Raw genomic sequence first — 12512 nt, forward strand, 5'->3', positions numbered from 1 at the left:
GACCGCTGTCAGCCGGCAAACACCCGCTTGGGCTTGAACATGCCTTGTTCGATCGCTCCGATGGCCACCAGTTTGCCACGTGCCGTCGCACAGGCTTCTTCCGCTTCGACCGGCGCGTCGCGCCCGCGAATGATCACCGGGTTGCCGAGGCGGATCTTGGTCGCCGCGTCGTCGCTAATGGCGATCTGGGGCAGGCAGTCGAGAGCTGCGGCTGTATCGACAAGAAGCGCATCGATCGCATTGAAGTCGATCGGCGTCTCGATCGCATCGGGAGCATCTGCCTCCTCACCGCCTTCATCCAGCGCGCCGAAACGGGCGGCTTCCAGTTCGGCGATGGTGACGAAATCCTGCGGCGTGAACGGCTCGACCTCGATCCGGCGTAGTTCGCTCACATGGCCGAAACAGTCGAGGTCGCGCCCCATGTCGCGAGCCAGCGAGCGCACGTAAGTGCCCTTGCCGCATTCGACCTCGAAAATCGTATGGTCGGCATCGTGTTCGACAATGTCGAGACGGCCGATCTCGACCTCGCGCGCGGGAATGTCCACCGTCTCACCCTCACGAGCCAGATCATAGGCCCGTTCGCCCGATATCTTGATGGCCGAAAATTGCGGTGGCGTCTGCATGATGACACCGGTGTATTTCGCCAGCAGCCCCTCGACCTCGGCCCGCGAGGGACGCCGGTCGGAAGTCTTGGTGACCGGGCCTTCCAGATCATCGGTCGAACGCTCCTGCCCCCAGGCAACGGTGAAGCGATAGATCTTGGCGCCGTCCTGGACATAGGGCACCGTCTTGGTGGCTTCGCCGAGCGCGATCGGCAACATGCCGGAGGCGAGTGGGTCCAGCGTACCGGCATGGCCGGCCTTTTCCGCCTGAAACAGCCATTTGATCTTGGAAACGGCTTCGGTCGAACCCATGCCCACCGGCTTGTCCAGCACCAACCAGCCGGAGATCGGCCGGCCCTTTTTCTTGCCGCGACGCGCCACTATTCCGTGTCCTTCTTGCCGTCGTTATCCTGCTCGACCGAAACCTCGTCATCGGGCCCGAGATCGCGCGCCACCTCGGGCGATTTCAAGAGATCGTTGATCCTGGCGAAATTGTCGAACGAAGTGTCGAGCTTGAAGCGGAACTCAGGCATGAACTTCATCTGCCGCAGGGCGCCGGAGACGCGCCCGCGCACGAATTTGGCATGCCTGTTCAGCGCCTCCACGACCGCATCGGTATCCTTGGCGCCGAGGGGCGAAACGAAGGCGGTGGCGACGCGAAGATCGGTCGACATGCGCACTTCCGAGACCGAAATCACGGCGTTCTCGATCAGCGGGTCGATGATCTCGCCGCGCTGCAAGGTTTCGGACAGGGCATGCCGTACCTGTTCGCCGACGCGCAGCATGCGCTGGGTTGGACCTTTTACGGATTGTGCGGCCATATCTGTATCTTACCGTCCTGATTTCATGATCCGTTACGCCCAATGTGGAACGACGGACAGCACTTCAACGTGTTTGCCGACGCTCATGGTTGAGCGTTGCTGCTTTCCTCGTCGAGCCAGCCGGCGAACAGCCGCATGTCCCGCTCGTCCTCGAATGCCGCGCGCGGAACGATGATCGGGTACCGCTCGGCGCAGACGAAAACATGGTTCGGCGTATCGATCACTCTGCCGATCGTCTCCATGGCGACAAACCGGGCACGCCCATCGGCGAACTCGGCCAGGTGGTCGCCCCATTGCTCCAGGGTGACCTCGTCCTCTGGAATAGGATGCCTTGCCGCCCGCCGTGAGACGATCAGTTTCGACACGATCATGGCGACGCCAGGGGCGAACACGACCATTGCCACCAAACTGAGCCACCAGGCCCAGGCGCTCACCTCGCCGGCGAGGAAGCCGGAGACAGCGCCCGGCAAGGCTAGCCAGACAATCAAGGCGAACTTGGCCTGGGCCGAAAGCTCGCCCGGAAGCCGCTCATAGGCAAGGGCATCCGCCCTTGCCAGCCTATAGCGCCTCACCTTTAGAGGCTGGTGAGGATCGGACGCCATGTATATCCCGACCGAACCCTGGCCGTCGGGAGATCAGAGGGTCCGGGTCACCATCTCGACGCGGAAGCACTCGATGACGTCGCCGACACGCATGTCCTCGTAGTTCTGGAAGGCCATGCCGCATTCCTGGCCGCCGGGAACTTCCGAGACCTCGTCCTTGAAGCGCTTCAGCGTCTTCAGCGTGCCCTCGTGGATGACAACGTTGTCGCGGATCAGGCGCACGCCCGCACCACGCTCGACCTTGCCTTCCGTGACACGGCAGCCGGCGATCTTGCCGACCTTGGTGATGTCGAAGATCTCGAGGATCTCGGCATTGCCGATGAAGGTCTCGCGACGCTCCGGAGACAGCAAGCCCGACAGAGCCGCCTTCACGTCATCCACCAGGTTGTAGATGATCGAATAATAGCGGATCTCGATGCCTGCGGCCGCGGCGGCGGCCCGTGCCTGCACGTTGGCGCGGACATTGAAGCCGATGATTGCCGCCCCCGACGTCTCCGCCAGCGACACATCGCTTTCGGTGATGGCGCCGGCGCCCGCATGGACGATGCGCGCACGCACCTCGTCGGTGCCGAGCTTGTCCAGCGCCGCATTGATCGCCTCGATCGAACCCTGCACGTCGCCCTTGATGACCAGCGGGAATTCCTTCAACCCGCTTGTCTGCAACTGCGACATCATCTGTTCAAGCGAACCGCGCTGGCCGGCATGCTTGGCAACGGCCTTCTCACGGGCCAGACGCTGGCGATATTCGGTGATCTCGCGGGCCCGGGCTTCGTTGTTGACCACGGCGAAGCGATCGCCGGCCTGCGGCGTGCCTTGCAGGCCAAGCACTTCGACGGGCATGGCGGGCGGCGCTTCCTTGATCTGGCCGCCGCGATCGTTGACCAAGGCGCGCACACGGCCCCATTCGTTGCCGGCGACCAGAATGTCGCCAGGCATTAGCGTGCCGGTCTGCACCAGCACGGTGGCGACCGGACCACGGCCCTTGTCGAGCTGGGCCTCGATGACGACGCCCTCGGCGGTACGGTCCGGATTGGCCTTCAGGTCGAGGATTTCCGCCTGCAGCAGGATCGCCTCGAGCAGCTTGTCGAGATTGGTGCCCTTGGTCGCCGACACTTCGACGTCCAGCACTTCACCGCCCATGGATTCGACGAAGACCTCGTGGCGCAGCAGTTCCGAACGCACTTTCTGCGGATCGGCATCATGCTTGTCGATCTTGTTGATCGCCACGATGATCGGGACACCGGCAGCCTTTGCGTGGCTGATGGATTCGATCGTCTGCGGCATCACGCTGTCGTCGGCCGCCACCACCAGGATGGCGATGTCGGTCGCCTGAGCGCCGCGGGCGCGCATCGCCGTGAACGCGGCGTGGCCGGGCGTGTCGATGAAGGTGATCTTGTGACCGTTCTTCTCGACCTGATAGGCGCCGATGTGCTGGGTGATGCCACCGGCTTCGCCCGACACGACATTGGCGTTGCGGATGGCATCGAGCAGCGAGGTCTTGCCGTGATCGACGTGGCCCATGATCGTCACCACAGGCGGCCGCGAAACCAGGTCCTCGGCATTGTCGGCGATGTTGAACAGGCCTTCCTCGATGTCGGACTCGGCGACGCGGCGTACCGTGTGGCCGAATTCGGTGGCGACCAGTTCCGCAGTATCGGCGTCGATGACGTCGCCCGGCTTCAGGATCTGGCCCTGCTTCATGAAATACTTGACCAGGTCGACCGCACGCTCGGACATGCGTTGCGCCAGTTCCTGGATGGTGATGGTCTCGGGCAGGATCACTTCGCGCATGACTTTCTCGCGCGGCTCATTATGCATCGCGCGCTTGAATTTTTCCTGGCGGCGACGCATCGACGACAGCGAACGAGCCCGTGCGTCTTCATCGGACAAAGCCGAGTTCAGCGTCAGCTTGCCGCGACGGCGGTCTTCCTCACTCTTGGTCGGCTTGGCCGGGCGCGCCACTTCGGGCGTGACCGGACGGCGTATAGGCGCGCCGGCGCCTGGCCGCTTCGGCTTGACCTCTTCCTCTTCGTCGGCCGTCGCCAGTTCCGCGGCCTGGGGCGCGCGGCGACGTGCCTCTTCCTCGGCGCGGCGGCGGGATTCGGCCTCGGTCTGCAACCGCGCCTCTTCCTCGGCCTGGCGGCGCGCGGATTCCTCGCGCTCGCGGCGGCGGCGTTCTTCGTCCTCGGCGCGTCGCTTGGCATCCTCGGCGGCACGCTGGCGGTCCTCGACCTCGCGAACCTTGGAGCCTTCGAGCGCCCTGCGGCGCGCTTCCATTTCACTGCGCGACAATTCGTTCAGCACCATGCCGCCGCGCTCTACCGGAGCTGGCCTCGGAGGCGGAGGCGGCGCCTTAGGCGCTTCCTGCACGACAGGCGCGGCCACGACCGGGGGCTTCGGCGTGAAGACAGGCACGGGCGCGGCAGCGACCGGCTCCGGCTTGTCGCCGGGCATCGAAAACTTGCGCTTCTTGGTCTCGACCACGACCGACTTGGTGCGGCCATGCGAGAAATTCTGGCGCACGGTGCCCTGTTCCATGCCGGGGCGCTTCAGCGTCAAGGTCTTCTTCGGCGTAACACTCAACGTCTTGTCGTCGCCCGATTTCGTATCGCTCATTCCATATCCTCTGCGGCATCATCTTCGTCAGCAACGGCCGCAAGCATTGCCAGATCGTCCGGGGTACCGCCCCGATATCGGTCGAGCGCAACCATGCGCTTCTGGACCGCCTTGCCCGCGTCTCCCGCGAGAACGGCAGCATGTATCACATTTGTACCCCCCAATGCCAAGCTCAACTCGGCCTCGGAGAAAAGTTTGTAGGCAAGGATGGCAGGCCCGCCGAGGTGGACGGTCGCCCGTCGCGCCTGGCTGATCTTGCGCACACCATCGTCCGACGCCTCCGTGGCGTGAAGGACGAAAAGCGCCAGACCGCCGCGCACCGCGCTCTCGACCTTGGTGGCGCCCAGCGAGATCGCGCCCGCCTTGCGGGCAAGACCCAGCATGCCAAGTGCGGATCTGGAAAGCAGCCCATCGACCATGCCGCCAAGATCGGGCGGCACGATCACCTGTGCCTTGAAGGCGCGGGCAAAGAGGTTCTTCGCCGCCGCCTTGTCGATATGTAGGCGGTCGGCGCTCACCCAGCAACCACGGCCGGGCAGATTTCGCTTGATGTCGGGAACGACGGCCGTATCCGGGCCGACGACGAACCGGATCAGTTCATCTGGTTCGGCCTGCCTGCGGGTGACAATGCAGGTGCGATCATTCATCTCGTCCAGGGGCGGGTTCGGTGCGATGCGGTTTCACCTCACGCACCAACGGCTTCGTCAGCCGATTCTTCTTCGGCCGCAAGCTCGTCTTCGGTGATCCAGCCAGCCTTGAGGCGGGCGGCGAGCACCATCTGCTCGGCGTCGGCGCGAGTGACGCCGTGATTGGCCAGCACGCCGGGGAATATTTTGGTCTCGCCGTCCTTGCGTTCCTTCCAGCCGGTGAGGTCATCGGCGGCGTAGCCAGCGAAATCCTCTATCGTCTTCACGCCGTCCTCGCCCAGCGTGACCATCATGGCGGTGGTGATGCCGGGGATTTCGCGCAATGCGTCCGAGACGCCGAGCGCCTTGCGCTTGTCGTCCTGCTCGGCCTCTATCTTCTCGAGATATTCGCGGGCACGGGTCTGGATCTCCGAGGCGGTATCGTCATCGAAACCATCGATCGAGGCGATTTCGCCGGAATCGACATAGGCAACTTCCTCGACGCTGGTGAACCCTTCGGAGGCCAGCACCTGGCCGACCATCTCGTCGACGTCGAGGGCTTCCATGAACAGCGACGAGCGCTCGACGAATTCCTTCTGCCGGCGTTCGGATTCCTCGGCCTCGGTCAGGATGTCGATATCCCAGCCGGTGAGCTGCGAGGCGAGACGCACATTCTGGCCGCGCCGGCCGATGGCCAGCGACAGCTGGTCGTCGGGAACCACGACTTCAATGCGCTCGGCATCCTCGTCGAGCACCACCTTGGCGACTTCCGCGGGCTGCAGCGCGTTGACGATGAAGGACGCGGCCGATGGCGACCACGGAATGATGTCGATCTTCTCACCCTGCAATTCGCCGACGACGGCCTGCACGCGGCTGCCGCGCATACCGACGCAGGCGCCGACCGGATCGATCGAGGAATCGCGCGAGATGACCGCGATCTTGGCGCGCGAGCCCGGGTCCCGAGCGACCGACTTGATCTCGATGATGCCGTCGTAGATTTCCGGTACTTCCATCGTGAACAGCTTGGCCATGAACTGCGGATGAGTGCGCGAAAGGAAGATCTGCGGGCCGCGCTGCTCGCGACGCACGTCATAGACATAGGCGCGCACGCGGTCGCCATATTTGTAGTTTTCGCGCGGGATCAGCTCGTCGCGGCGGATGACCGCCTCGCCGCGGCCGAGATCGACGATGACGTTGCCATATTCGACGCGCTTGACGGTGCCGTTTACGATCTCGCCGATGCGGTCCTTGTATTCGTCATACTGGCGGTCGCGCTCGGCTTCGCGCACCTTCTGCACGATCACCTGCTTGGCCGACTGCGCGGCGATGCGGCCGAAATCCATCGGCGGCAGCTGTTCGGCGATGAAGTCGCCAAGCTGAGCGTCGGGATTGCGCTCCCGGGCCGAGGAGATGGCGATCTGGGTGGCGTAGTCGTCAACCTTCTCGACCACTTCCATCAGCCGCTGCAGCTTCATCTCGCCGGTGTTGGGATTGATGTCGGCGCGGATATTGGTCTCCTGGCCGTAACGAGAGCGCGCAGCCTTTTGGATCGCATCGGCCATGGCGGCGATGACGATGGACTTGTCGATCGACTTTTCACGCGCGACCGCGTCGGCGATCTGCAGCAGTTCGAGTCTGTTGGCGCTTACAACCATGTTTTTTCTCCCGAGCCTGTTGGCCGGACCTTCGCCCGGCAGCTCAATCAGCTTTCCTGTTCGGTTTCGTTTTCCGAGTCCGCTTCCGCGCCTTCGGATGTATCGTCATCCGGCTCGCCGCGGCGTTTCCTGGCTTCCTTGCGCGCCCTGTTGTCCTTCGACAGCGCGTCGCGAATAAGATCGTCGGTCAGGATCAGCCGCGTTTCGGAAATCGCGTCATAGGGGACACGCACCGTCGGCTCCTCGCCATAGGCGGCCTTGTCGCGTTCGATGAGCACATCGTTCTCGGCGGCTTCAACGATCTTTCCCTTGAAGCGCTTGCGGTCGGCAACGACGATCGACGTCTCCATCTTCACCAGATGGCCGGCCCACGTGACGAAATCCGATTTGCGGACTAGCGGACGGTCGATACCGGGCGACGAGACCTCGAGATGATATGCCTTTTCGATCGGATCATCGACATCGAGCGCCGGCGACACAGCGCGGCTGACCTCTTCGCAATCCTCGACGGTCATGGTGCCGTCCTCGCGTTCGGCCATGATCTGCAGCGTCAAGCCATTCTGGCCCGACAAATGCACCCGCACCAGGCGAAAGCCGATGCCGCGCAAGACCGGCTGGACGATCTGCGCGATGCGCGCATCGATACCGCTTTCGCGGATGATGCGGTCGTCGCCCTCGCTTGCCGTTGCGGTCATTCTGTTCCTGTCGCTCGATTCGAAATCCTGCCGGCGGGTAATAAAAAAGAGCGGGACCGGGTGGACCCACTCTTCGTCATACCGACCAAGAATTTGAGGCTTATATAGACGAACACGGCCGGCGTTTCAAGCCCGCCGTGGCGCGCCGCCGAAAGCCCTGACGGCGTCAGCCCTGCCGCTGGCGCATGGCCGCCATGCGGCAATCCCCCTGTGAGACCAGGCGGCGCACTCTTACTTGTTAGCCACGACAAGAACAGGACTGGCACGCGGTGGCGTGCGAAAGGGCAAGATCATGAGCAATCGCAGATTATTTTCCGCCTTGGGCGAACTCTTCACCACATTTGGCAGCGCGGTTGCCGCCTCGCGCGCCGTGGAAACCGGCCGCAGGCCTCGCGCCGACGATCTGCGCAATCTCGGCATGGATCCAGCCGTCTTCAACCGAATCGGTCGTTTCTGAAACTCCGCAACGAGGGCAGCCTTAGCTCTCTATGCCCTGACAAAGGTCAGGTAGGCAGGCCGACGGCCCTCGCGAACGGCCTTTGCCTCATAGCGCGTGCCTGGCCACCCGTCATACGGCCGATGCCAATCCGCCGCTTCCGAAGCCTGCCATCGGAACGCTGCGTGCGCCCGGCAGTGTTGGAGAGTCCAGTTGACATAGGTATCGATGTCGGAGGCAAAGCGGAAGCTTGCCCCCGGCTTCAGCACGCGTGCGAAGCGATCGAGATTGACCGGACTGACGAAACGCCGCTTCCAATGCTTCTTCTTCGGCCAAGGATCCGGATAGAGAAGATCGATGCCGTCCAGCGATGCACGCGGCAGCCAGTCGAGCAGGCGGGTAGCGTCATCGTCGTGGACCCGCAGATTGGCGAGCGGCCTGTTGCTGACCGCCATCATCATCTTGGCCATGCCGTTGACGAAGGGCTCGACGCCGATGAAGCCGGTCGAGGGCTGCTCGGTCGCGCGATGCAGGAGGTGTTCGCCACCGCCGAAGCCGATCTCGAGACGAACCGCCGAAACTTCCGCTTCAAACAGACTGCGCAAGTCGAGCGGCGGTTCAGCATTCAGATCAAGCCGGTATAGTCCGAAGCCGCTCTCCAGGGCAGCCGCCTGCAGCGGACGCATGGTCTTGCCGCGCCGGCGACCGAAGAAGGCTTCGGTGGCGCGGCTTGGTCTGTCATGCTGGTCCATGGTGGGGTCCGGCGCCGCCGTCAGGCGGCGACCGCGTCCCTGAGCGCCTTGGCGAGATCCGTCTTCTCCCAGGAAAACGACCCGTCGCGGCCCGCCTTGCGGCCGAAATGGCCGTAGGACGACGTCTTGGCGTAGATCGGCTTGTTGAGATCGAGATGACGGCGGATGCCGGAGGGCGACAGGTCCATCACCGTGCGCAGCACCTCTTCCAGCTTTGCCTCGTCAACCGTGCCGGTGCCATGCAGGTCGACATAGACCGACAGGGGCTGGGCGACGCCGATGGCGTAGGACAGCTGGATCGTGCAACGCTCTGCGAGCTTTGCCGCCACAACATTCTTGGCAAGATAGCGCGCCGCATAGGCGGCCGAACGATCGACCTTGGTGGTGTCCTTGCCGGAGAAAGCGCCGCCGCCATGCGGCGCGGCACCGCCATAGGTGTCGACGATGATCTTGCGGCCGGTCAGCCCGGCATCGCCATCTGGACCACCGATAACGAACTTGCCGGTCGGGTTGATGTACCACATGCAGTTGTCAGCGATCTTGAGGTCGCCCAGCGCCTGGCGAATATAGGGCTCGACGACCTGGCGGACCTTCTTGGAGTCCCAGCTCGCATCGAGATGCTGGGTCGACAGCACGATCTGCGTTGCCTCGGCGGCCTTGCCGTCGACATAGCGCACGGTGACCTGGCTCTTGGCGTCCGGACCGAGCTTGCCAGCCTCGCCGTTTCCTGCATGGCGCGCGGCAGCAAGAAGTTCGAGAATCTTGTGGCTGTAATAGATCGGCGCCGGCATCAGATCCGGCGTCTCGCGGCAGGCATAACCGAACATGATGCCCTGGTCGCCCGCACCCTCCTCGCCCTGGCGGTCCGAGGCGTTATCTACGCCCTGGCCGATGTCCGGCGACTGGCCATGCAGCAGGACTTCGATCTTGGCGGTCTTCCAGTGGAACCCGGCCTGTTCGTAGCCGATCTCGCGGATCGCCTTGCGGGCGACCGACTTGAACTTGGCCGGATTGACGACTGGATGCCCGGCGGCATCCTTGATGATGTTGCCGGCCTTGTCCTTCTTCAGCAGCGTCTCGGGGACACGCACCTCACCGGCGATGACGACGCGGTTGGTGGTTGCCAACGTCTCGCAGGCGACGCGGACCTTCCAAGGGTCCATGCCGGTCTTCTTGGCTTCGCGGTAGACCAGATCGACGATCTCGTCGGAGATCCGGTCACAGACTTTGTCGGGATGGCCCTCGGCAACGGATTCCGAGGTAAACAAGTAGTTCTGCCGCGTCACGGGTGTCCCCTCTTGAAAAACGATCGGCAGGCTGCCGATTTTGGCGCGCCACGTGTTAGCGGTGCGGGACGCCGCTCGTCAAGCGGCGCTGCGGCCATGGCAGGAATATCGGCGAACTTATCTTGTACCACCGGCGGCACGTAGCCGCCGGTGGGAATAGGATCACGGATCAGTCGGAATCGTCGGCGGAAAGGGCCTTGACGAGTTCGATGATCTTGCGGCGCACCTTGGCGTCGCCAATCTTGACGAAGGCACGGTTGAGCTGAAGGCCCTCCGCGCTGCCGCAGAATTCGACGGCGAAAGCCATCGACGCATCTTCCGCGAAGCCACGGCCGGCTACGGCCTCCTGGCCAGGCGCGTCCTCGAAGAAAAAGGCGACAGGCACGCCGAGTATGGAAGCAATCGCCTGCAGGCGGCTGGCTCCGACGCGGTTGGTGCCCTTTTCATATTTCTGAATTTGCTGAAAGGTGATCCCCAAATTCTCGCCCAGTTTCTCCTGGCTCATTCCCAGCATGTTGCGGCGAAGCCGGACACGGCTGCCGACATGGATGTCGATCGGATTCGGTTTCTTCTTGTTTTCTTCTGTCATTTTTTCCTCGCCGAATTTTTTCGGCTTTCAGAATTTTTTATTGCCCAAAAATAGCCGGAGGCAACTGCCCCAACAGAATGGTCCACCGGCTTCGCGAAATTTCAGGCGTTACAGTATGAATTTCTAATGTGCGGGCTGTCAATTCGCGCGTAGCCTTTGCCTTACGCTCAGCATCAGCGCAGCCATGCCAAACAGCAACATGATCAGCATTCCGTTAATGCGTCGCTGGCCGGACGACAGGACGGCCTGCGCGGAAATGGGCAAATGAACATCGATGGCGCCGCGCGCGTCGATCGCCAGCGCGTCGACGATACGGCCGCGTGGATCGACGACGGCGGAAATGCCGTTGTTGGCCGCGCGCAACAGGGGCAATCCATTCTCAACGGCGCGGATCTGAGCCTGCCTGAAATGCTGATACGGGCCCGGCGTGTCGCCGAACCAGGCGTCGTTCGTGACATTCACTATAAGCTCTGCCGATTTGGCACCCTTCTCGACCAGATCGGGAAAGATCACCTCGTAGCAGATGAAGGGGAGCGCGCGGAGACCGTCGGGTAGCATGATGGCGTGCCGTTCGTTACCGGCGGCAAAATTCATTGGTCCGGCAACCAGTTGCTCGAGGCCGAAGCGGCTGAGCAGGTCGGCGAAAGGCAGGTATTCGCCGAACGGAACCAGATGAACCTTGTCGACGGCATCCGCTATTTCGCCCTTGTCGTTGATAGCCACCACGGAATTGTAGTAGCGGCTGTCGGTAGTCGCGCCCGAACCCTCTTCGCGCACGACCCCGGCCATCAGCATCTGGCCGGGCGCCAGCATGTCACCCAACGCGGTCAATGCGTCCGGGCGCTCGGTGAACAGAAACGGCACCGAGGTTTCCGGCCACAGGATCAGCTGGGGCTTTTGACGACCAGGCCCGGGGGCCTCGGCCGAGAGCCCCATCAAGGTGGCGAAGATCCGGTCGCGGACCGAGGCGTCCCACTTTTCCGACAAGTCGACAGCCGGCTGGACGATGCGGACATCCAGGCTGCGCGCCGCCGGAGTTTCGGGAGCGGACAGACTGATGAAGCCGAAACCGACGTGAGCGGCAATCAGCAGGACAAACAGCGCCGCGCCAAGCCGCAGGTGCCGTCGAGCCGCCAGCAGCGCCGGCAGCGCGAAGACGAACACCGCGAGCGCATTCATGCCGACCATGCCGGTGATCGATATACTTTGCATCAACAGAGGCACCGGCATGGCCGCGTAGCCGATCGCATTCCATGGAAAACCGGTGAACAGGAAGCCGCGCAGCCATTCCGTCAGGGCAAAGCCGAAGGCAAGGGCAGCGATGCGGCCGATGTCATTGGTCCACATGGTGCGGGCGATCATCGCCGCAAAGCCATAGAAAAAGGCTAGCGCGAAGGGAATGCCGATCAAGGCGAAGGGAAGCGCCCAGGCGAAGCTGTCGGCCTCGACCAGGAGGGCAGAGCCGATCCACCAGAGCCCGGCAAGAAAATAACCGAAGCCGAACCACCAGCCGACGGCGAAGGCCGGCCGTAGGCGTCGCAACAGGCTATCCGAGGCATCGCCGGTCGCGCCGTCGATCAGCCAGACCAGCACCGGAAACGAGATGAAACAGGCGGCGAAGAAATCATAGGGCGCCTGGCCAAGAACCGCCAAGGCGCCCGCCAAAAACGCCACGAGCGCACGCCGCCAACCCCAAAGCAGAATTATCCGGCCGGCAAGGCGCTGCATGCATACTTCTCAGTCGCGAATCAGGACGCAAGATTTAGCAGGCCGCGGTCCGCGCTCCAAACGGGGCATGGGATGCCGGACACCGAATTGCCGGCAGCCCTGCC

General features: G+C 63.1%; 12 protein-coding genes. 1 reads left to right on the plus strand and 11 read right to left on the minus strand.

Annotated features, from left to right (window positions below; translation table 11 throughout):
- Window positions 1-8 precede the first annotated feature (8 nt).
- From truB to rimP, 7 genes are all read right to left on the minus strand, one after another.
- Entirely contained in the window at window positions 9-983 is a 975-nt protein-coding gene (gene truB, locus LB513_RS20155; RefSeq protein WP_224665270.1) for a tRNA pseudouridine(55) synthase TruB, read from the minus strand.
- Complete coding sequence (rbfA, locus tag LB513_RS20160) at window positions 983-1423, minus strand: 30S ribosome-binding factor RbfA (protein ID WP_224665271.1); 441 nt, start codon at window positions 1421-1423, stop codon at window positions 983-985. The genes truB and rbfA overlap by 1 nt, the downstream gene beginning before the upstream one ends.
- A gap of 83 nt (window positions 1424-1506) precedes the next feature.
- A complete protein-coding gene (locus tag LB513_RS20165) occupies window positions 1507-2025 on the minus strand; it encodes a hypothetical protein (RefSeq protein ID WP_224665272.1) in 519 nt (172 codons plus the stop codon).
- 33 nt (window positions 2026-2058) lie between these two features.
- Entirely contained in the window at window positions 2059-4641 is a 2583-nt protein-coding gene (infB, locus tag LB513_RS20170; RefSeq protein ID WP_224665273.1) for a translation initiation factor IF-2, read from the minus strand.
- On the minus strand, window positions 4638-5288 hold the full coding sequence (locus tag LB513_RS20175; RefSeq protein ID WP_224665274.1) for an RNA-binding protein: 651 nt from the start codon (window positions 5286-5288) through the stop codon (window positions 4638-4640). Before LB513_RS20175 ends, infB begins: the two co-directional genes overlap by 4 nt.
- A gap of 38 nt (window positions 5289-5326) precedes the next feature.
- Window positions 5327-6922: a transcription termination factor NusA gene (gene nusA, locus LB513_RS20180; RefSeq protein WP_224665275.1), complete on the minus strand. Its 1596-nt coding sequence runs from the start codon at window positions 6920-6922 to the stop codon at window positions 5327-5329.
- A 47-nt stretch (window positions 6923-6969) separates the two neighbouring features.
- Window positions 6970-7617: a ribosome maturation factor RimP gene (rimP, locus tag LB513_RS20185; RefSeq protein ID WP_224665276.1), complete on the minus strand. Its 648-nt coding sequence runs from the start codon at window positions 7615-7617 to the stop codon at window positions 6970-6972.
- Window positions 7618-7909: 292 nt separating this feature from the next.
- Between rimP and LB513_RS20190 the strand changes: the two genes are divergently transcribed.
- Complete coding sequence (locus LB513_RS20190; protein ID WP_224665277.1) at window positions 7910-8074, plus strand: hypothetical protein; 165 nt, start codon at window positions 7910-7912, stop codon at window positions 8072-8074.
- Window positions 8075-8103: 29 nt separating this feature from the next.
- Here LB513_RS20190 and trmB read toward each other — a convergent pair whose 3' ends face one another.
- The 4 genes from trmB to lnt form a co-directional block, all read right to left on the minus strand.
- On the minus strand, window positions 8104-8805 hold the full coding sequence (gene trmB / locus LB513_RS20195; RefSeq protein ID WP_224665278.1) for a tRNA (guanine(46)-N(7))-methyltransferase TrmB: 702 nt from the start codon (window positions 8803-8805) through the stop codon (window positions 8104-8106).
- Window positions 8806-8825: 20 nt separating this feature from the next.
- Window positions 8826-10091, minus strand: a complete 1266-nt coding sequence (gene metK, locus LB513_RS20200) for a methionine adenosyltransferase (protein WP_224665279.1) — start codon at window positions 10089-10091, stop codon at window positions 8826-8828.
- A gap of 169 nt (window positions 10092-10260) precedes the next feature.
- Window positions 10261-10680 carry a helix-turn-helix domain-containing protein gene (locus LB513_RS20205; protein ID WP_224665280.1) on the minus strand — a complete coding sequence of 140 codons (420 nt, stop codon included), beginning with the start codon at window positions 10678-10680 and terminating at the stop codon, window positions 10261-10263.
- Window positions 10681-10818: 138 nt separating this feature from the next.
- Window positions 10819-12408, minus strand: coding sequence for an apolipoprotein N-acyltransferase (lnt, locus tag LB513_RS20210; protein ID WP_224665281.1), 1590 nt, complete (start codon window positions 12406-12408; stop codon window positions 10819-10821).
- Between the last annotated feature and the right edge of the window lie 104 nt (window positions 12409-12512).

Origin of the sequence: Mesorhizobium sp. ES1-1 (assembly GCF_020164785.1) — a bacterium.
In the GTDB taxonomy this organism is placed as follows: domain Bacteria; phylum Pseudomonadota; class Alphaproteobacteria; order Rhizobiales; family Rhizobiaceae; genus Mesorhizobium.

Bases quoted from the DNA above. Each gene is read 5' to 3' on its own strand.
- rbfA (WP_224665271.1), bottom strand. From the start codon at position 1,423: ATGGCCGCACAATCCGTAAAAGGTCCAACCCAGCGCATGCTGCGCGTC.
- lnt (WP_224665281.1), bottom strand. From the start codon at position 12,408: ATGCAGCGCCTTGCCGGCCGGATAATTCTGCTTTGGGGTTGGCGGCGT.
- LB513_RS20190 (WP_224665277.1), top strand. From the start codon at position 7,910: ATGAGCAATCGCAGATTATTTTCCGCCTTGGGCGAACTCTTCACCACA.
- LB513_RS20205 (WP_224665280.1), bottom strand. From the start codon at position 10,680: ATGACAGAAGAAAACAAGAAGAAACCGAATCCGATCGACATCCATGTC.
- LB513_RS20165 (WP_224665272.1), bottom strand. From the start codon at position 2,025: ATGGCGTCCGATCCTCACCAGCCTCTAAAGGTGAGGCGCTATAGGCTG.
- trmB (WP_224665278.1), bottom strand. From the start codon at position 8,805: ATGGACCAGCATGACAGACCAAGCCGCGCCACCGAAGCCTTCTTCGGT.
- rimP (WP_224665276.1), bottom strand. From the start codon at position 7,617: ATGACCGCAACGGCAAGCGAGGGCGACGACCGCATCATCCGCGAAAGC.
- LB513_RS20175 (WP_224665274.1), bottom strand. From the start codon at position 5,288: ATGAATGATCGCACCTGCATTGTCACCCGCAGGCAGGCCGAACCAGAT.
- nusA (WP_224665275.1), bottom strand. From the start codon at position 6,922: ATGGTTGTAAGCGCCAACAGACTCGAACTGCTGCAGATCGCCGACGCG.
- infB (WP_224665273.1), bottom strand. From the start codon at position 4,641: ATGAGCGATACGAAATCGGGCGACGACAAGACGTTGAGTGTTACGCCG.